16 protein-coding genes are annotated in these 17,249 nt (G+C 58.9%); 10 read left to right on the top strand and 6 right to left on the bottom strand.

Features of this window, described 5'->3' with window-relative positions:
- Positions 1-32: 32 nt before the first annotated feature.
- From CWR53_RS01390 to secB, 3 genes are read left to right on the top strand one after another with little or no spacing between them, the layout of a single operon-like run.
- Positions 33-446 (top strand): rhodanese-like domain-containing protein, encoded by a 414-nt coding sequence (locus tag CWR53_RS01390; RefSeq protein ID WP_023532978.1) that lies wholly within the window; start codon positions 33-35, stop codon positions 444-446.
- Between the two features lies 1 nt (position 447).
- Entirely contained in the window at positions 448-702 is a 255-nt protein-coding gene (grxC, locus tag CWR53_RS01395) for a glutaredoxin 3 (protein WP_023532936.1), read from the top strand.
- A gap of 41 nt (positions 703-743) precedes the next feature.
- Positions 744-1,229, top strand: a complete 486-nt coding sequence (secB, locus tag CWR53_RS01400; RefSeq protein ID WP_023532907.1) for a protein-export chaperone SecB — start codon at positions 744-746, stop codon at positions 1,227-1,229.
- Positions 1,230-1,332: 103 nt separating this feature from the next.
- On the opposite strand, the gene trmL is transcribed toward secB, so the two are convergent.
- The gene (gene trmL / locus CWR53_RS01405) at positions 1,333-1,794 is read right to left on the bottom strand and encodes a tRNA (uridine(34)/cytosine(34)/5-carboxymethylaminomethyluridine(34)-2'-O)-methyltransferase TrmL (RefSeq protein ID WP_058604254.1); all 462 of its coding nucleotides are present in this window, start codon (positions 1,792-1,794) and stop codon (positions 1,333-1,335) included.
- Between trmL and CWR53_RS01410 the strand changes: the two genes are divergently transcribed.
- The gene (locus CWR53_RS01410; RefSeq protein WP_058604255.1) at positions 1,793-2,230 is read left to right on the top strand and encodes a hypothetical protein; all 438 of its coding nucleotides are present in this window, start codon (positions 1,793-1,795) and stop codon (positions 2,228-2,230) included. The two genes, trmL and CWR53_RS01410, sit on opposite strands and share 2 nt — an antisense overlap.
- A gap of 299 nt (positions 2,231-2,529) precedes the next feature.
- Here CWR53_RS01410 and ntrC read toward each other — a convergent pair whose 3' ends face one another.
- From ntrC to glnA, 4 genes are all read right to left on the bottom strand, one after another.
- Entirely contained in the window at positions 2,530-3,966 is a 1,437-nt protein-coding gene (gene ntrC / locus CWR53_RS01415; RefSeq protein ID WP_058604256.1) for a nitrogen regulation protein NR(I), read from the bottom strand.
- A complete protein-coding gene (gene glnL, locus CWR53_RS01420; protein ID WP_058604257.1) occupies positions 3,963-5,048 on the bottom strand; it encodes a nitrogen regulation protein NR(II) in 1,086 nt (361 codons plus the stop codon). The genes ntrC and glnL overlap by 4 nt, the downstream gene beginning before the upstream one ends.
- A gap of 254 nt (positions 5,049-5,302) precedes the next feature.
- The gene (locus tag CWR53_RS01425) at positions 5,303-5,845 is read right to left on the bottom strand and encodes a chorismate mutase (protein ID WP_058604258.1); all 543 of its coding nucleotides are present in this window, start codon (positions 5,843-5,845) and stop codon (positions 5,303-5,305) included.
- A 151-nt stretch (positions 5,846-5,996) separates the two neighbouring features.
- A complete protein-coding gene (glnA, locus tag CWR53_RS01430; protein ID WP_023532915.1) occupies positions 5,997-7,403 on the bottom strand; it encodes a type I glutamate--ammonia ligase in 1,407 nt (468 codons plus the stop codon).
- 469 nt (positions 7,404-7,872) lie between these two features.
- On the opposite strand from glnA, the gene thiI reads away from it, so the two are divergent.
- The 5 genes from thiI (at position 7,873) to CWR53_RS01455 (ending at position 13,611) form a co-directional block, all read left to right on the top strand.
- Positions 7,873-9,327, top strand: coding sequence for a tRNA uracil 4-sulfurtransferase ThiI (gene thiI, locus CWR53_RS01435; protein ID WP_100850629.1), 1,455 nt, complete (start codon positions 7,873-7,875; stop codon positions 9,325-9,327).
- A 126-nt stretch (positions 9,328-9,453) separates the two neighbouring features.
- Complete coding sequence (gene typA / locus CWR53_RS01440) at positions 9,454-11,274, top strand: translational GTPase TypA (RefSeq protein WP_100850630.1); 1,821 nt, start codon at positions 9,454-9,456, stop codon at positions 11,272-11,274.
- A gap of 353 nt (positions 11,275-11,627) precedes the next feature.
- Entirely contained in the window at positions 11,628-12,212 is a 585-nt protein-coding gene (locus CWR53_RS01445; protein ID WP_100850631.1) for a 2OG-Fe(II) oxygenase, read from the top strand.
- A 6-nt stretch (positions 12,213-12,218) separates the two neighbouring features.
- Positions 12,219-13,019 (top strand): hypothetical protein, encoded by an 801-nt coding sequence (locus CWR53_RS01450; protein WP_100850632.1) that lies wholly within the window; start codon positions 12,219-12,221, stop codon positions 13,017-13,019.
- A gap of 43 nt (positions 13,020-13,062) precedes the next feature.
- The gene (locus CWR53_RS01455; RefSeq protein ID WP_058604261.1) at positions 13,063-13,611 is read left to right on the top strand and encodes a hypothetical protein; all 549 of its coding nucleotides are present in this window, start codon (positions 13,063-13,065) and stop codon (positions 13,609-13,611) included.
- A gap of 438 nt (positions 13,612-14,049) precedes the next feature.
- Here the strand turns inward: CWR53_RS01455 and CWR53_RS01460 are convergent, their stop codons facing one another.
- A complete protein-coding gene (locus CWR53_RS01460; protein ID WP_016712459.1) occupies positions 14,050-14,454 on the bottom strand; it encodes a YkgJ family cysteine cluster protein in 405 nt (134 codons plus the stop codon).
- Positions 14,455-14,639: 185 nt separating this feature from the next.
- Here CWR53_RS01460 and CWR53_RS01465 point away from each other — a divergent pair, with 185 nt between their 5' ends.
- Complete coding sequence (locus CWR53_RS01465; RefSeq protein WP_100850633.1) at positions 14,640-17,090, top strand: glycogen/starch/alpha-glucan phosphorylase; 2,451 nt, start codon at positions 14,640-14,642, stop codon at positions 17,088-17,090.
- Positions 17,091-17,249: the final 159 nt, after the last annotated feature.

Consider the following 17,249-nt stretch of genomic DNA (forward strand, 5'->3'; position numbering starts at 1 on the left):
GCCGGCATTTTCAATCGCGTGGAACACCCCAGATGGTTGCTAACCTGATTCAATTCGCGACAAACCACTACCTCCTGGTGGCGATCTTCGTCGTTCTGCTGGCGGCATTGCTGGTCAACGAAATCCGCCGTGGCGGGCAGAGCCTGAGCAATGGGCAACTCACCGCCCTGGTCAACGCCGACAAAGGCCTGGTAATCGATATTCGCCCGGCCAAGGAATATGCTGCCGGTCACATCGTCGGTGCGCTCAGCATCCCCCAGGACAAGCTGGCCACCCGCATGACCGAGCTTGAAAAGCACAAGGACAAGACCCTGATCGTGGTGGACGCGATGGGTCAGCATGCCGGCACCGTGTGCCGCGACCTGCTCAAGGCTGGTTACAACGCTGCCAAGCTCAGCGGTGGCGTTTCCAGCTGGAAAGCCGACAACCTGCCTTTGGTGAAGTGATATGAAACCTGTCATCGTCTATTCCAGCGACTACTGCCCCTACTGCATGCGTGCCAAGTACCTGCTCGAAAGCAAGGGTGTGGCATTCGAGGAAATCAAGGTCGATGGCAAGCCGCAGGTTCGCGCTGAAATGACCCAGAAGGCCGGTCGCACCTCCGTGCCGCAAATCTGGATCGGCAGCACCCACGTCGGTGGCTGCGATGAACTGCATGCCCTGGAGCGCGCCGGTAAGCTCGACGCACTGCTTGCCGACTGATTTTTGCACTGCATTCCCAAACATTAGGATAAGGATCTGCCATGACTGACCAACAGACCACCGGCGCTGCTGCAGAAGACAACAGCCCTCAGTTCTCGATGCAGCGCATCTACGTGCGTGACTTGTCGTTCGAAGCCCCGAAAAGCCCGCAGATCTTCCGTCAGACCTGGGAGCCGAGCGTTGGGCTTGACCTGAACACCAAGCAAAAGGCCCTGGAAGGCGACTTCCACGAAGTGGTGCTGACCCTGTCGGTGACGGTCAAGAACGGTGACGAGGTCGCCTTCATCGCCGAAGTGCAGCAGGCGGGTATCTTCCTGATCAAGAACCTGGATGCCGAGTCGATGAGCCACACCTTGGGTGCGTTCTGCCCGAACATCCTGTTCCCGTATGCCCGCGAAACCCTGGACAGCCTGGTGACCCGTGGCTCGTTCCCGGCCCTGATGCTGTCGCCGGTCAACTTCGATGCGCTGTATGCGCAAGAAATGCAGCGCATGCAGGAAGCCGGCGAAGCACCCACCGTGCAGTGATCGCCCGCACCACGAAAAGCGCCCTTAGTGGCGCTTTTTGTTTGCCTGGCATAAAGCCCCTAGCAGGCCCCCGTGGGCTATTGCGCTGCTGCGTGGCGCTTTGTCAGCTGCCGGCAAACCCGTTCTGACGCCAGGCTTCATAGACCGTCACCGCCACTGTGTTGGACAGGTTCAGGCTCCGGCAGCCGGGGCGCATGGGCAGACGCAGCCGTTGTTCGGCAGGCAGGCTGTCCAGCACTTCGGTCGGCAGGCCGCGGCTTTCGGGGCCGAACAGAAACGCATCGCCTGGCTGGTAGGCCACTTCATGGAAAGGGTGCGAACCTTTGGTCGTAAAGGCGAAGAGCCGTGGCTGGCCCAGGCTTTCGAGGCAGTGCGCCAGGCTCGGGTGGCGCTTGAGCGTGGCATACTCGTGGTAATCGAGGCCTGCGCGGCGCAAGCGCTTGTCGTCCAGTTCGAAGCTGATGGGCTCGATCAAGTGCAGCGCGCACCCGCTGTTGGCGCACAGGCGAATGATGTTGCCCGTATTGGGTGGAATTTCGGGTTGAAAAAGGATGACGTGAAACATGCACGGCTCCAAGCATGAAGATGGCGAGCATTCTACCCCTGAACCGGACGTGCGATCGAAAGCCTTCCCTCGGGTGATGCTTTCATTGGCGATTGTGGGCGTGATGATCGGCTTGATGATTGGCCGTCTGACCGCGCCCGTCGAGCGTGAGTTGCAGCAGGTGAGCGTGGCGCAAGACGGGTTGGTGTTGTGGTTCAACGCAGAACCCAAGCTGCATGGCGAGATTGTGGAAGGCACCGTGGCGTTGCTGTTTCAGGCCAAGGGCCGCCCTCAGCGAGGGCAGCTGACCGTGCGTGGCAAGCCGGTCAGCTGGCGAGTGCAGGACAGTCAGGAGGGCCTGCTGTTGACGGTGGTGGCTGCGCGTACGCTGCAGGGCCACTGGTCCAGTGAAGAAGTATCTGGACGCTGGCGTGTGCAGGTGGACCTGCACGAATAAAAGAGGGGATTCCCGGCCTGCCTGTACCAAGGTCCCCGAAACGTGTACGTGAGCGAATAAAAGAGGGGTCACCTGGCCTGCCTGTACCAGGGCCCCCGAAACTGGAGTTATTTGTCTTATTGCAGGTGCCGTGCCAACTTTTGAACCCTGTTAATGCGGGGTAAAAGGGGAAAACGGCCAGTATGCGCGGCCATTTGTGCCTTCAGGCGGTGCGTGCGGCACAGCAACGGTGCACCTAACGCTCAAACTGAAAAGGGCCGCTAAGCGGCCCTTCTCTGGTGTTCTGCAGCAGTCGACGCCTAGTGGTCTTCACCCTCTTCCTCATCACCACCGGCTACGTTCATGCCCAGTTCCTTGATCTTGCGCGTCAAGGTGTTGCGACCCCATCCCAGCAACAATGCCGCATCTCGGCGCCGCCCTGCGGTGTGCTTGAGGGCCGTCTCGATCATGATGCGTTCGAAACTCGGTACGGCGCTGTCGAGCAGGCTGGTCTGCCCGCGCGCCAGTGCCTGGTCCGCCCACTGGCGCAGCGCTTGCTCCCAGTTGGTAACCGGCGCGGCATCCTGCGGCAGGTTCAATAACTCAGGTGGCAAATCGCCGATCAGTACCTCACGGCTCGAAGCCATTACCGTGATCCAGCGGCAGGTGTTTTCCATCTGTCGCACGTTGCCCGGCCATGGCAGGTTGCGGATGAATTCCTCGGTCTCGGGCTTGAGTACCTTGGGTTCTACCGACAGCTCCTGGGCCGCCCTGGCCAGGAAATGGCGAGCGAGGGCGGGAATGTCTTCACGGCGATCTGCCAACCGAGGGATATGAATGCGAATGACGTTCAGGCGATGGAACAGGTCTTCGCGGAACTTGCCGGCCTGCACCAGCGCCTCCAGGTTCTGGTGGGTCGCTGCAATGATGCGCACATCGACCTTGACCGGAATGTGGCCGCCGACGCGATAGAACTCGCCGTCGGCCAGCACGCGCAGCAGGCGCGTCTGGGTATCGGCCGGCATGTCGCCGATTTCATCGAGAAACAGTGTGCCGCCGTCCGCTTGCTCGAAGCGTCCTCGACGCAGGTTGGCCGCGCCAGTGAAAGCGCCTTTTTCATGGCCAAACAGCTCCGACTCCATCAGGTCCTTGGGGATCGCCGCCATGTTCAAGGCGATGAAAGGTGCGGCTGCCCGCGGGCTGTGCCGGTGCAGTGCGTGGGCGACCAGCTCCTTGCCCGTACCGGACTCGCCATTGATCAGTACGGTGATGTTGGAATGGCTCAGGCGCCCGATGGCACGGAACACCTCCTGCATTGCCGGTGCTTCACCGATGATTTCGGGGGTGCGCGCCAGGTTTTGCGGCACTTCCAACCCTTGCTGCTCCTGGGCGTGCTGGTTGGCACGCTTGACCAGGGCAACCGCTTCATCCACATCGAAAGGTTTGGGCAAATACTCGAAAGCGCCGCCTTGATACGACGCCACGGCACTGTCCAGGTCCGAGTGTGCGGTCATGATGATGACCGGCAGGCGAGGGTGCTGGTCGCGTATCTGCGCCAACAGCTCCAGGCCACTGGAGCCAGGCATGCGGATGTCGGAAATGATCACGTCTGGCTGCTGACGGGCCAGGCGGCCCATGACGCCCTCGGCGCTGTCGAAGCTCTGGGTGGTCATCCCTTCCTGTTGCAGGGCTTTTTCAAGGACCCAGCGAATGGAGCGATCATCGTCGACGATCCATACGGTTTCACTTCGGCTCATGAGGCGGTGGCTCCTTGTTCCAGGGGCAGATAGATTGAGAAGGCGGTGTGGCCTGCGTGGCTTTCACACTCGATCAGCCCCTGGTGCTGGCTGATGATGTTTTGGGTAATGGCCAGGCCCAGGCCGGTACCGTCCGGGCGACCACTGACCATGGGGTAGAAGAGGGTGTCCTGCAGCTCGGCAGGGATGCCGGGACCGTTATCGATGATCTCGACGCGTGCCACCAGGCGATGGCGTACGTGACCGATGGTGAACTGGCGCAGTGCCCGGCTGCGCAAGGTGATGCGGCCCAGGCGCAGCTCATTTTGCGAGCTGATGGCCTGCATGGCGTTGCGCACGATGTTGAGCACCGCCTGGATCATCTGTTCGCGGTCGATCAGCACGTCCGGAAGGCTGGGGTCATAGTCGCGCACCAGGGTGATGCAGCCCTGGCTTTCGGCCTCCACCAAGCTGCATACCCGTTCCAGCACCTCGTGGATATTGGTCATGGCCAGCGACGGCAGCTTGTTCGAGCCCAGCATGCGATCGACCAGGTTTCGCAGGCGGTCAGCTTCCTCGATGATCACGTTGGTGTAATCGCGCAAGCTCTCTTCGGGCAACTGACGCGCCAGCAATTGTGCTGCACCGCGAATACCGCCCAGCGGGTTCTTGATCTCATGGGCCAGGCCGCGCACCAGCATCTTGGTGGTCTCCTGCTTGCTCAGCTGGGCTTCTTCCTTGGTAATGCGCAGCAGGCGATCGCGCGGGTGGACCTCCAGCAAGAGCAAGGTCTGGCCCAGGTGCAGGATTGGTGTGACGGCATAGTCCACCGTGATGGTCTGCCCCGTCAGCGAGGTCAACTGGGCTTCACGCTTGGTGAAGGGGTGCGCCTGCTCCACGGCCTGGCGCAGCGAACTCAACGCTTCGGTGGACTCGGTGAACAGTTCGCTGATGAACTGCCCGTGACTGCGCTGGCCACTGACGGCTAGCAGCATTTCGGCGGCCGGGTTCATGTACTCCAGCCGCAGCTCGGCATTGAGTAGCAGCGTGGCCGTGGTCAGGTTGTCCAGAAGCAGACGGTGTTGTGCATCGCTGATGGTCATGGTGCGGCGTCGACCTCTTTCGGTGCTTGCTGGCAAAGGAGGCGCGCGATGCGCGACACATCCAGTGGTGGCTGTTGGTCTGGAAATGCAAGAAACAAACCAAGGCGCCGAAAAGAGGCAGATTCGGCAGGATCCTGTGAGTTTTCGCCCAGATTCGCACCAGAAGACACTGCATTAACGTTTCAGGTGCCTCATTATGGCTTGAATCGCGGGGCGGCCATGGAATTGCTGCACCATTTTGGAGCATAGGATGTTTAAGACGGATCGCAAAGCTGGCCCGTTGCCCTGATCATGCCCTGCTTCATCAGCGGTGCACTTGGCCGGCTCGCAATAGCGGTGGCCACGCTTCGTGCGCAGGCCTGACCGTCCTGACGCCTGAATGCCGCGAGCTGTTCAAGCAACTGACCTTCTAGCCTGTCCAGCTTCGGGCGAATGACAGTCTGCAGGTCCGCCCTAAGGTTGTCCGGCGCCCGCCCTGCGAGGCGCCATTGGTGAAGCAGGGTGTACTGCACAAGCTTGTTGGCTTCTATCTGGTCGGCAAAAAAGGCTTCGGCATCGTGCGGGGCCAGGCCCAGCCCGGGCGCGGCCACCTGCACGCGCGCCAGCACTGCTTGCTCGCGGTCGGTGGCTTGCACGGGTTGCTCTTTGTCCCATTTGTGCAGGGCAACGGCCTGTGCAATGGCCAGGCGCTGCTCAATGGTATCTAGCAACGGCTCAAGCGCAGGGTGCCGCGGTGAAGCGGCGGTGCAGCCGCTCAAGCTGAACGCGGTGAGCAGGCAAAGCAGTCGATTGCGCATGGGGTGCCTCCTTAGGATGGAGGCTTGATTTTGAGAGGCAAGGGCAACGGATCGAGGTAGGCAACTTCCGAAATGCTTGAAGTCCAAAACGCAAACGGCCTCCCAAGGGAGGCCGTTTCGATCGAGTCATCGGCGCCAGGCGCCGATCAGATCAGCAGCTGTAGTACAGCTCGTATTCCAGCGGGTGAACGAAGGTGCGGACCTTGATTTCTTCTTCGCTCTTGAGCTCGATGAACGCGTCGATGAAGTCGTCGGAGAAGACGCCGCCCTTGGTCAGGAACGCGCGACCTTTGTCCAGCTCTTCCAGCGCTTCTTTCAAGCTGCCGCACACCTGCGGGATGTCCTTGGCTTCTTCAGGCGGCAGGTCATACAGGTTCTTGTCGGCTGCATCGCCTGGGTGGATCTTGTTCTGGATGCCGTCCAGGCCAGCCATCAGCAAGGCCGCGAAGGCCAGGTACGGGTTGGCCGATGGGTCCGGGAAGCGCGCCTCGATACGGCGGGCTTTCGGGCTGCCGACATAAGGGATACGGATCGAAGCCGAACGGTTGCGCGCCGAGTAGGCCAGCATTACCGGTGCTTCGAAACCTGGGACCAGACGCTTGTACGAGTTGGTCGACGGGTTGGTGAAGCCGTTCAAGGCCTTACCGTGCTTGATGATGCCGCCGATGAAGTACAGGGCGGTGTCGGACAGACCGGCATAGCCTTCACCTGCGAAGGTGTTCTTGCCGTCTTTCCAGATCGACATGTGCACGTGCATGCCCGAGCCGTTGTCACCGTACAGCGGCTTTGGCATGAAGGTCGCGGTGCGGCCGTAGGCGTCGGCAACGTTGTGCACGACGTACTTCAGAGCCTGGACTTCGTCGGCCTTCTTCACCAGGGTGTTGAACTTGACGCCGATTTCGTTCTGGCCGGCAGTGGCCACTTCGTGGTGGTGCACTTCGACCAGTTGGCCCATTTCTTCCAGTGCGTTGCACATGGCAGTACGGATTTCGTGGTCGTGGTCGAAGGGTGGCACGGGGAAGTAGCCACCTTTGACGCCTGGACGGTGGCCTTTGTTGCCGCCTTCGATATCGGCACCGGTCATCCACGAGCCTTGCTCGGAGAAGATCTTGAACATCGAGCCGGAGATGTCCGACTGGAACTTCACTTCGTCGAAGATGAAGAATTCAGGCTCTGGGCCGGCGAACACGGTGTCACCGATGCCAGTGCTCTTGAGGTATTCCTCTGCGCGCTTGGCGATCGCACGTGGGTCACGGTCATAGCCCTGCATGCTCGACGGGTCGACGATGTCACAGGTGATGATCAGCGTCGGCTCTTCGGTGAACGGGTCCAGAACGGCAGTTTCGTCCACCGGCATCAGGATCATGTCGGAGGCTTCGATGCCTTTCCAGCCAGCGATGGAGGAGCCGTCGAACATCTTGCCGACTTCGAAGAAGTCTTCGTCCAACGCATCACGCGCCGGCATGGTCACGTGGTGCTGAGTACCTTTGGTGTCCGTGAAACGCAGATCAATCCACTTGACGTCATGATCTTTGATGAGCTGAACCGACTTCGACATGTTGTCCTCCGGATGGTCTAGGGCACGGTTGGCCGCCGCCCTGGAAAAAGGGTGTTGCCGGGCGCGGATAGTCGGCCAAGCTTACCTGCCTCACAAGGGAGCAAATTGCATGCCAGTGCCCGAAAATGGCGAGGTCTGGACAGAAGGGGGCGTTTGTGGGCATCTGGCTGGGGCTGTAGAAGGAAATATGCACCCTTACGATGCGATTTTTTTGAGCTTTGCACCAATTGGGTGCATTGGCTCGGATAGCTGTGAACTGGGCCGTGTTCGACGTATGGGTTCGACTGGATGCAATGCGCCGTCTACCTCTAGCAAGCTGATACCTCCTCAAGCCCCGAAGCGCGGTGTCTGAATCTGGTCTCCTGCTTTTTTCTGCAAGCTTCTGCTCAAAAGTTGGTCAAATCCTGAGCAATTTCCGATATAATTCGCGCCCCTCATTTTCGGCAGGCCCTGCGCGCGCTGTAAACCAATGAAACTTATCGTCAAAGTCTTCCCAGAGATCACCATCAAGAGCCGGCCGGTGCGCAAGCGCTTCATCCGTCAGCTCGCCAAGAACATCCGCAACGTGCTCAAGGATCTGGATCCTGAGCTCGTGGTCGATGGTGTCTGGGACAACCTCGAGGTGGTCACCCGCATCAAGGACGAGAAGGTTCAGCGCGAGATCGTCGAGCGCCTGACCTGTACACCGGGTATCACTCACTTCCAGCAGGTCGAGGAGTACCCCCTGGGTGACTTCGACGACATCGTTGCCAAGTGCAAGCAGCACTTCGGTCACCTGCTGGCCGGCAAGCACTTTGCGGTGCGTTGCAAGCGCGGCGGGCACCACGACTTCACGTCGATGGACGTTGATCGCTACGTTGGCAGCCAGTTGCGTCAGCAGTGCGGTGCGGCCGGTATCACGTTGAAGAACCCGGATGTGCTGGTACGCATCGAAATTCGCAACCAGCGCCTGTTCGTGATCCACAACCAGCACCAGGGGATCGGCGGCTACCCGCTGGGCGCCCTGGAACAGACCCTGGTCCTGATGTCCGGCGGCTTCGACTCTACCGTGGCCGCCTACCAGATGATGCGCCGCGGCCTGATGACGCACTTTTGCTTCTTCAACCTCGGCGGACGTGCCCACGAACTGGGCGTGATGGAAGTGGCACACTTCCTTTGGAAGAAGTACGGCAGCAGCCAGCGCGTACTGTTCATCAGCGTGCCCTTCGAGGAAGTGGTCGGCGAGATCCTCAACAAGGTCGACAACAGCTACATGGGCGTCACCCTCAAGCGCATGATGCTGCGCGCCGCGACGCGCATGGCCGAGCGCCTCGAGATCGATGCGCTGGTGACCGGCGAAGCCATATCCCAGGTGTCCAGCCAGACCCTGCCGAACCTGTCGATCATCGACTCGGCCACCGACAAGCTGGTGCTGCGCCCTCTGCTGGCGACCCACAAGCAGGACATCATCGACCAGGCCAACGCCATCGGGACCGCCGATTTCGCCAAGCACATGCCCGAGTACTGCGGCGTGATTTCGGTGAACCCGACCACCCATGCCAAGCGTCACCGCATGGAGCACGAAGAAAAGCAGTTCGAGATGCAGGTGCTCGAGCGCGCCATCGAGCGCGCCAAGTTCATCTCCATCGACCATGTGATCGATGAGCTGGGCAAGGACATCGAGATCGAAGAAGTGGCCGAGGCATTGCCGGGCCAGATCGTCATCGATATCCGCCACCCCGACGCCCAGGAGGACGAGCCTCTGGCGATCGACGGTATCGAAGTCCAGGCGCTTCCGTTCTATGCCATCAACAGCAAGTTCAAGCACCTGGACCCCACGCGCCAGTACTTGCTGTATTGCGACAAAGGTGTGATGAGCCGTCTACACGCACACCACCTGCTCAGTGAGGGACATGCCAATGTGCGTGTTTATCGTCCGGCATAAGACGCCAGGGCTGTATGGCGGCAGCATCCGCCATCGCCCTCCCGACCTGCGGGCCCGCTGAGCCTCAAACGTACTTATTCGCCGCCTACACTGGCGGCAACCGAATCCTCTGATCGAGATACAGTTGTGATCGAAAATCTGCGTAACATCGCCATCATCGCCCACGTTGACCATGGTAAAACCACCCTGGTCGACAAACTCCTGCGCCAGTCGGGCACGCTCGAGCGTAACGAGCTCAACGACGAGCGCGTGATGGACTCCAACGACCAGGAAAAAGAGCGCGGCATTACCATTCTGGCGAAGAACACCGCCATCAACTGGAACGGCTACCATATCAACATCGTCGACACCCCCGGCCACGCCGACTTCGGTGGCGAGGTTGAGCGTGTGATGTCGATGGTCGACTCCGTGCTGCTGCTGGTCGATGCTCAAGACGGCCCGATGCCACAGACCCGCTTCGTGACCAAGAAGGCGTTCGAAGCTGGCCTCAAGCCAATCGTGGTCATCAACAAGGTCGACCGTCCGGGCGCGCGTCCTGACTGGGTTCTGGACCAGATCTTCGATCTGTTCGACAACCTGGGCGCCACCGATGAGCAGCTGGACTTCAAAGTCGTCTACGCCTCGGCCCTGAACGGCATCGCCGGCCTGGACCACACCGACATGGCCGAAGACATGACCCCGCTGTACCAGTCGATCATCGACAACGTACCTGCGCCTTCGGTTGACCGTGACGGCCCGTTCCAGATGCAAATCTCGGCACTGGACTACAACAGCTTCCTCGGCGTGATCGGCGTTGGCCGCATCGCCCGTGGTCGCGTCAAGCCGAACACCCCGGTTGTCGCCATCGACGCCAATGGCAAGAAGCGTAACGGTCGTATCCTCAAGCTGATGGGCCACCACGGTCTGCACCGCGTCGACGTCGAAGAGGCCCAGGCTGGCGACATCGTCTGCATCAGCGGTTTCGACGAGCTGTTCATCTCCGACACCCTGTGCGACCCAACCGCGGTCGAGGCGATGAAGCCACTGACCGTTGACGAGCCAACCGTATCCATGACCTTCCAGGTCAACGATTCGCCGTTCTGCGGCAAGGAAGGCAAGTTCGTCACCAGCCGGAACATCAAGGACCGTCTGGACAAGGAACTGCTGTACAACGTGGCCCTGCGCGTTCAGGAAACCGATTCCCCTGACAAGTTCAAGGTATCGGGCCGTGGCGAGCTGCACCTGTCGGTACTGATCGAAACCATGCGTCGCGAAGGCTTCGAGATGGCTGTGGGCCGTCCGGAAGTGATCATTCGTGAAGTCGACGGCGTCAAGCAAGAGCCGTTCGAAAACGTCACCATCGACATCCCTGAAGAATCCCAGGGCAAGGTCATGGAAGAGATGGGCCTGCGTAAGGGCGACCTGACCAACATGGTTCCGGATGGCAAGGGCCGTGTGCGCCTTGAGTACAACATCCCTGCCCGTGGCCTGATCGGTTTCCGTAACCAGTTCCTGACCCTGACCAACGGTGCAGGCATCCTGACCTCGATCTTCGATCGCTACGACACCATGAAGTCGGGCCAGATGTCCGGCCGTCTGAACGGCGTGCTGGTGTCGGTCGAGACTGGCAAGGCGCTGACCTATTCCCTGGAAACCCTGCAGGCGCGCGGCAAGCTGTTCGTCGAGCACGGTCAGGAAATCTACGGTGGTCAGATCATCGGCCTGAACAGCCGCGACAACGACCTGGGCGTGAACCCGACCAAAGGCAAGAAGCTCGACAACATGCGTGCTTCGGGCAAGGACGAAGTCATCGCCCTGGTACCGCCAGTGCGTCACACCCTGGAACAGGCCCTGGAATTCATCCAGGACGACGAGCTGTGCGAAGTCACGCCTAAGTCGATCCGTCTGCGCAAGAAGATCCTGGACGAAGGCGAGCGTACCCGCGCGGCCAAGAAAGCCAAGAACTGAGTAGCTCAGGCTGAATGAAAACGCCCCCGATCGAAAGGCCGGGGGCGTTTTTTTATGTCCAATTCTGAGTCAATGCAAAAATAGGTGTTGCCTTTGATGTCTCGCGTGCGCTGTTCTTTTATCTTTATGCTCAGAAAATACTTACGACAACGGTAGGCGTTTAGGTAGGTGTCAGACCGAAAAATTAGTTTTATGCAGTGGAATACATAAATCGTTATTAGAACCAAATACTCTATCTGAGCTAGGGTAAGGTAAAGGCAGCCGCTGAGTACCTGCTTCCATGTGTGCGAAAGTCTAGAGGTGTTTTAGCTTACAGTCTCCAATCGCTAATTTGAGATCAGGAGATTGAAATCATGGCGGCATTGAATGTTTGCAAAGATATCTGTGTGATTGATAATGGCATAGCGGACGAAGAGCACACGAAAATACTCAAGCTCCTCACTGGCGCAACGTGGCGTTATGGCTGGCCCTATCCTTATGCTCCCCTTGATCGGCCATGTTGGCATAGTTTTATTGCTGGTACTCGCAGGAACGAGTTGGAAGATTGTGAACAAGAATTACGAGAGCGAACAGACTGGGGTTTCCTGGCGGATATCTGGGCGCGTATCAAAGCTGCGCACATGCCCTCGGCGACACTATTAGGTGTGTACGCCAATGGTCAAACCAGCAGTCAGGATGGTCCTATTCATCGTGACAATACAGTCGAGGCACCAGGGAAAACCGTAATGCTGTTCTGCAGTGAGTACTGGGCCACTTGCTGGGGCGGGGAGTTGGTGTTCTACGACGCTGACAAAGAAAGTATCGTCCTGTCGATACAGCCCAAGCCGAGGCGGGTTGTCGTTTTCAATGGGGAAGTGCCGCATGCCGCTCGGGCACCTGGTGTGAGTTGTAACCGGCTACGTATGAGCATCGCCTTCAAGACCCTCATAAGGGAGTAGCGAAAGATGGCCAAAACACTAGAAATTATCTTGGGCTACGTTGAGAAACCGGTGGCAGTGGGTGCAGCATCTACTTCCCTGACGGATCAGTACAATAGCGACAAGTCAGGGTTTGCTCTCGTGAACCAGAGTGCCCAGGCTGGCGCTGCGGTCGCAGGTGTAACATCAATTGTGAAACTGACTGCGGGTTTTACGCCCTTTCTCAATATCAAGGCTAATACGCTTGCGGCGACTACAGTATTTCTAAAAATTACTGCTCATTACAAAACTGACAAGAATTTTGACAAAGGTGACGTCCTGAGCCTTGTTGGGAATGTTGCGGGGATTGTCGGTAGCGTAAGCCTGCTCGCTGGAGCTGGCACTCCCGCAGCCATTTTTACTGCTGTAGGCGTTGGAGCTAATGCGTTGGGGATTCTGAATTCCGATGCGGCAAAAAATTTGTATCACTCTTTAATCGCCCCTGTCCTGCAAAAGCATTTCGTTGCAAACACGAATGCCATCTATCCTGATTATTGGGTGGCTCCGGATTTTGCCCTTGCATCCCTCGTCCAAGTCAGCGCAATCTATGCGGGTCGAGTTGCGGTAGCCCATTGGAATTCGGACACGCAGAGCGTAGTGGCTGGAAGTGATCATTTGCATCTCTATCAAATATCTGCGGGTGGCGGGGGTGGGTATTTTGAGCCGGATGGTGGGGGTGGGCCTATCATATTTCCATTGCCGGAGTACCCTGGGTGGAGTGTTGATATAGGTCCTATAGAAATTGTTCCGCCTGGGGGAGGACTAGGTGGAGTTGATAGATACCATTGAAGTGCTTCAATAGTCTGTTTGTTAAGCGTAATGGGAGGAGCGTGTGCATTCTTTTTCCGGTTTCGTTAAACTGCTCAAGTCGTCCTCTCCATTAAAGTGCGCCCAATTGCTCACGGTTGTTGTGGTTACGATGCTGGCGGGTGTTGCGCTTTATTTCAGTCAATTGATGGTTTATACAGCTCCAGATGCGTCTAGATTGATGGTCATAGAGGGAAGGGTGTCCGGTTATCCGGACAGCTGGGAGCATAATCGTTCGCTGGTGCATTTTGGCGTAGCGTACAAACTGGATGGGAAGCGTGAGGGTAAACCTATCTATACCTATCGGGAGCTGTATGAGGCGTCGAGGCTTCGTATCAACACAAAAGTTGTTCTCACGGTAGAGCGTGTGGATGAAGGCAGCAGGGTGCGTGAACTTGCCACATTGGACGGACGAATACTCTACGACGATCGGCTTGGTCAACAGGTCGTGCTTTGGAATAACGAATCGATTCGATCCACGGTAATTTTGGGTTGCTTGGCATCAATAGGAACTGCCGTAGCTGCGGTCGTCATGCTTGCACGTCATCAGCGCGGGATGGGCCTTCAGAGTTGACTTGGATTCTGGGCCATTTTCGCTCCTCCTGCAGGTGTAATGAAAACGCCCCCGTTCGAAAGACCGGGGGCATTTTGTTTGTCCAGTTTCAAGTCAACCCGTGGATAACATGCCGAGGCATGAGTGGCCATTTCCCTCTATTCGACGTTTTGAAGGTGCTTCAGGTTTCAATAGCTATTCGCGGACTTCACGACTAAGACTGGTGTCATGGCAGTGAAAATATCCTGATTGAGGCGTAACAAAAGATGGCCGCAACGCTGGAAATTATCATGGGTTACATCACGTCGGCGGCGGAGCTGCTACCTCCCTGGTTGTCAATCACGACAGCGAAAAGCTGAGGCTCGCGCTGGTCGATCAAAACGCCCAGGCCGAATCCACAGTCAGCAGTGGAAACCTGTGGGGGCAGGCTTACGGTGAGAGGTCGGCGTATGCAACGGATTACCGCCCAACCACCTTCGGCTTGTAAGCACAATACCCCGGCCGTGGCCCGACCTTCGGATGGTTGCGGCAGGTGTCGGGGCGCTTGTCATAAATGGTGCACAGCCGGCTCTTACGATCCAGATACATGCAATCGTCGTTGCTCATGCGCGTCAGGGTGAAGATGCCTGACTTCTGGTTGAAGCGTTCGATGATGCCTTCTTTCTGCAAGCGCTTGGCCACGTTCTTGGGCGGCTCGTCTTTTTCGAATTCATCCACCACGCCGATGCGGATCAGGTCCTTGATCTTGACCTCCACCGGCAAGGTGCAGCAGGTTGAGTGGCAGCCGCCGCACATGTGGCTGGCATAGCGCTGCCAAGTCTCCAGGCGGTCGACTTCGGCAGCGGCGATCAGGGTCGTTTTCATCGTTTTATGAGGTGGATCACGGTGTAGGGCGCGCGATGATACCGGAATTGTTCAATTTATGAACAATTTTATGACCGGTTGCACGCTGCCGCGCAAATACTCGAACACTGGTGATTGCGGCCGGTCGAAGCGTCTAGGCTCAACATTTGCTTTCTGCTCTTGTCCACTTGCCCCGAGGATGACGCATGTCCCAGGAACCCAAAGCGCGTGACGCTGAAGTCGCGGATTTTCGCGCCGCAGTGCTGGATAAACTTACCTATGCCGTCGGCAAGGACCCGGAGCATGCTTTCGACCATGACTGGTTCGAAGCCATCGCCCTGGCCGCGCGCGACCATATGGTCGATCACTGGATGGACCATACCCGGCAATCCTACCGACGCAGCCAGAAGCGGGTGTACTACCTCTCCTTGGAGTTCCTGATCGGTCGCCTGCTGTATGACAGCCTGAGCAACCTGGGCCTGCTGGACATCGCGCGCGAAGCGCTGGACGGCCTGGATGTGGACCTGGAGCGCATTCGCCTGCTCGAGCCCGACGCGGCGTTGGGCAACGGCGGCCTGGGCCGGCTGGCGGCATGCTTCATGGAAAGCATGTCGACGCTGGGCATTGCTGCGCATGGCTACGGCATCCGCTACGAGCACGGCCTGTTCCGGCAGGCGATGGTGGACGGCTGGCAGCAGGAACAGACGGAAAACTGGCTGGATTTCGGTAACCCATGGGAGTTCGAGCGGGCCGAAGTCATCTACCCCATCAGTTTTGGTGGCAGCGTCGAAACGGTCAGCGACACGCATGGCAACCAGCGCCAGGTGTGGTCACCCAGCGAAACCGTCCGGGCGGTGGCGTATGACACGCCGGTGGTCGGCTGGCGAGGCTCCAGCGTCAATACCTTGCGCCTGTGGCGTGCACGGGCGCTGGAAGAGCTGCACCTGGAGCGCTTCAACGCAGGTGACCACCTGGGCGCCGTTGCCGAGGTGGCGCGCGCCGAAAGCATCTCCCGCGTGCTGTACCCGGCCGACAGTACCGAGGCTGGCCAGGAACTGCGCCTGCGCCAGGAATACTTCTTCGTGTCGGCATCGCTGCAAGACCTGCTGCGTCGGCACCTGAACATGCACGATAACTTGCTAAACCTGCCCGATGCGGCGGCCATTCAGCTCAACGATACCCACCCCTCCATTGCTGTGGCCGAGCTGATGCGGTTGCTGGTCGATGAACATCAGATCCCCTGGGATACCGCCTGGGGACTGACCGTGGGCACCTTGGCCTACACCAACCACACCTTGCTGCCCGAGGCCCTGGAAACCTGGCCGGTGGCATTGATGGAGCGCATGCTGCCCAGGCACATGCAGATCATCTACCTGATCAACGCCTACCATATCGACTCGTTGCGGGCCAAAGGCATGCACGACTTCGACGTGCTGCGTGCTGTGTCCTTGATCGAAGAAGACAACGGCCGGCGGGTGCGCATGGGCAACCTGGCCTTCCTGGGCTCGCACAGCGTCAACGGCGTGTCGGCCCTGCACAGCCAATTGATGAAAAGCACGGTCTTTTCCGAATTGCACAAGCTGTACCCGCAGCGAATCAACAACAAGACCAACGGCATCACCTTCCGCCGCTGGCTCTACCAGTCCAACCCCCAGCTGACCCGCATGCTGGTGGAGGCATTGGGCCCGGAACTTCTGGACGACCCTGAGCGGCTGCTGACCGGGCTGGTTCCGTTCGCCGACAAAGCCAGTTTCTGCAAGCAGTTCGCGGCGCAGCGGCTGCACAGCAAGCGTGCATTGGCGAGCATCATCCAGGACCGGGTGGGCGTTACGGTGAACCCAGAGGCGATGTTCGACGTGCAGGTCAAGCGCATCCACGAGTACAAGCGGCAATTGCTCAACCTGCTGCACACCGTCGCGTTGTACCAGGCCATTCGCCACGACCCGGGTACGCACTGGGTACCGCGGGTCAAGATCTTCGCGGGCAAGGCGGCGGCCAGCTACCATCAGGCCAAGCTCATCATCAAGCTGACCAACGACATCGCGCGCGTGGTCAACAACGATCCCACCGTGCGCGGCCTGCTCAAGGTGGTGTTCCTGCCCAATTACAACGTCAGCCTGGCTGAAAGCATCATCCCGGCCGCGGACCTTTCCGAGCAGATATCCACTGCCGGTTACGAGGCCTCGGGTACTAGCAACATGAAGTTCGGCCTCAATGGCGCCCTGACCATCGGCACCCTCGATGGCGCGAACGTGGAGATGAGCGAGCAGGTCGGCCCCGACAACATGTTCATCTTCGGGTTGACGGCGCAGCAGGTCGAGGCGCGCAAGCGCGCTGGCGATTTTGGTGCCTCTGCTGCCATCGCGGCCTCCGGGCGCTTGAACGATGTGTTGCAGGCCATCCGCAGTGGCGTGTTCTCCTCGGACGACCCTTCGCGTTACACCGGTCTGATCGATGGCCTGATTGGCTACGACCGCTTCATGGTCTGCGCCGACTTCGATGCCTATTGGGATGCTCAGCAACGGGTGGAAGACCTGTGGCACCAGCCGCAGCAGTGGTGGCGCATGGCTGTGCTGAACACGGCACGCATGGGCTGGTTCTCGTCGGACAGGACCATCCGCGAGTACGCGACCGAGATCTGGAAGGCACTGGACTGACACAGGGACGGCCAGGGGGGCACCGCTCTCTGGCTCGTCAGCGTTGCCATCTGTAGCGAGCACAGGCTGGCCGGCGCCAGGATGGGGCCGGCAGCCCGGTGCCCGACCATCGACCTGGCGAGCGCTGAACTCCCGATCCATTGTGCCGTCTGACAGCCG

Origin of the sequence: Pseudomonas sp. SGAir0191 (genome assembly GCF_002812565.2) — a bacterium.
Taxonomy (GTDB): Bacteria; Pseudomonadota; Gammaproteobacteria; order Pseudomonadales; family Pseudomonadaceae; genus Aquipseudomonas; species Aquipseudomonas parafulva_B.

Coding starts and splice junctions, on each gene's coding strand:
- CWR53_RS01390 (WP_023532978.1), top strand. CDS start 33: ATGGTTGCTAACCTGATTCAATTCGCGACAAACCACTACCTCCTGGTG.
- grxC (WP_023532936.1), top strand. CDS start 448: ATGAAACCTGTCATCGTCTATTCCAGCGACTACTGCCCCTACTGCATG.
- secB (WP_023532907.1), top strand. CDS start 744: ATGACTGACCAACAGACCACCGGCGCTGCTGCAGAAGACAACAGCCCT.
- CWR53_RS01410 (WP_058604255.1), top strand. CDS start 1,793: ATGCACGGCTCCAAGCATGAAGATGGCGAGCATTCTACCCCTGAACCG.
- trmL (WP_058604254.1), bottom strand. CDS start 1,794: ATGTTTCACGTCATCCTTTTTCAACCCGAAATTCCACCCAATACGGGC.
- ntrC (WP_058604256.1), bottom strand. CDS start 3,966: ATGAGCCGAAGTGAAACCGTATGGATCGTCGACGATGATCGCTCCATT.
- glnL (WP_058604257.1), bottom strand. CDS start 5,048: ATGACCATCAGCGATGCACAACACCGTCTGCTTCTGGACAACCTGACC.
- CWR53_RS01425 (WP_058604258.1), bottom strand. CDS start 5,845: ATGCGCAATCGACTGCTTTGCCTGCTCACCGCGTTCAGCTTGAGCGGC.
- glnA (WP_023532915.1), bottom strand. CDS start 7,403: ATGTCGAAGTCGGTTCAGCTCATCAAAGATCATGACGTCAAGTGGATT.
- thiI (WP_100850629.1), top strand. CDS start 7,873: ATGAAACTTATCGTCAAAGTCTTCCCAGAGATCACCATCAAGAGCCGG.
- CWR53_RS01445 (WP_100850631.1), top strand. CDS start 11,628: ATGGCGGCATTGAATGTTTGCAAAGATATCTGTGTGATTGATAATGGC.
- CWR53_RS01450 (WP_100850632.1), top strand. CDS start 12,219: ATGGCCAAAACACTAGAAATTATCTTGGGCTACGTTGAGAAACCGGTG.
- CWR53_RS01460 (WP_016712459.1), bottom strand. CDS start 14,454: ATGAAAACGACCCTGATCGCCGCTGCCGAAGTCGACCGCCTGGAGACT.
- CWR53_RS01465 (WP_100850633.1), top strand. CDS start 14,640: ATGTCCCAGGAACCCAAAGCGCGTGACGCTGAAGTCGCGGATTTTCGC.